The 1398-nt window shown below is 69.2% G+C and carries 1 protein-coding gene; it reads left to right on the top strand.

Annotated features, from left to right (window positions below; translation table 11 throughout):
• Positions 1–1284, top strand: a 1284-nt coding sequence (locus IE069_RS15520; RefSeq protein WP_189351589.1) for an IS1380 family transposase, incomplete at its 5' end; no start/stop codon positions are given.
• Positions 1285–1398 lie beyond the last annotated feature (114 nt).

The raw sequence follows: 1398 nt of genomic DNA, 5'->3' as shown, positions 1-1398 counted from the left end.
CTCGACACCGGACTGTCCCAGGCGCTGGGACCGTGGCGCAAGCCCAACGCCCGCCACGACCCGGGCAAGATCCTCACCGACCTCGCACTCTCCCTCGCCACCGGCGGGGACTGCATCTCCGACATCGACCGGCTCCGCACCCAGCCGGACGTATACGGGCTCATGGCCTCGGACCCGACGATCAGCCGGCTCATCACCACCCTCGCGACCACGGCCCCGGGCAAGGCGCTGGCAGCGATCAACACCGCCCGGGCCGCAGCCCGCACCCGGGTGTGGGAGGCCGCCGGCGACGACTCGCCGGTCCACGGCGTCACCGCGAAGAACCCGCTGATGATCGACCTCGACGCCACCCTTCTGACCTCGCACTCCGACAAAGAAGAAGCGTCGCCGACATGGAAGAAGGGGTACGGGTTCCACCCCTTGACGGCGTTCGTCGACCACGGGCCCGCCGGCACCGGAGAACCGCTCGCCGTACTGCTGCGCCCGGGCAACGCCGGCTCCAACACGGTCTCGGACCACATCGAGATCGTCCGCGACGCTCTGAAGCAGTTGCCGGCCGGATACCGGTCCGGCAAGCGGGTCATGATCCGCACCGATTCCGCCGGCGGCACCCACGGCTTCCTCGTCTGGCTCGCCGCGAGCCACCGGAACCTGGGCTACTCGGTGGGATTCCCGATCCACGGGCCCGTCGAAGCCGTGCTGCCGTTGATCCCGGACGAGGCCTGGTCCCGTGCCTACAACCGGGACGGGATCGAACGCGACGGCGCCTGGGTCGCCGAGATCACCGGGATGCTCGACCTGACCGGTTGGCCGGAGAAGATGCGCGTCATCGTCCGCAAGGAAGAACCCCACCCCGGCGCCCAGCTGCGGATCACGGACGTCGACGGGATGCGCTACACGGCGCTGGCGACGAATCAGCACGGCGGCCAGCTCGCGCAGATCGAAGCCCGTCACCGGGGCCGGGCCCGCTGCGAGGACCGGATCCGCAACGCGAAAGACACCGGGCTGCGGAACCTGCCGCTGCAGTCCTTCGCGGCGAACACGCTCTGGTGCCACCTGGTGATGCTCGCCGCCGAGCTCACCGCCTGGAGTCAGCTCATCGGGTTCACCGGGACCAAGGCGCGCTGCTGGGAGCCGAAGAAGCTGCGGGCGCGGGTCTTCGAGATCGCCGGGAAGATCAGCCGGCACGCCCGCCGGATCACGCTCCACCTGGCCTCGAACGCACCCGAAACCCGATTGCTGCTCAAAGGCCTGCACCGCATCACCGCCCTGAGCCCGCCATAGGCGGGTGAGCCGACCAGCCGATCGATTCAAGGACCAGTCAGTACCGATGGATGTGGAACCATCACGCCAGCCGCCAAGGTCAGCGGCCGAAACGTCGTACCCGCATGCCAGAAT

Origin of the sequence: Zhihengliuella salsuginis, from assembly GCF_014651715.1 — a bacterium.
GTDB classification, from domain to species: Bacteria; Actinomycetota; Actinomycetes; order Actinomycetales; family Micrococcaceae; genus Zhihengliuella; species Zhihengliuella salsuginis.
The sequence above is the reverse complement of the archived record's forward strand: the minus strand, read 5'-3'. Positions and strand labels throughout refer to the sequence as shown.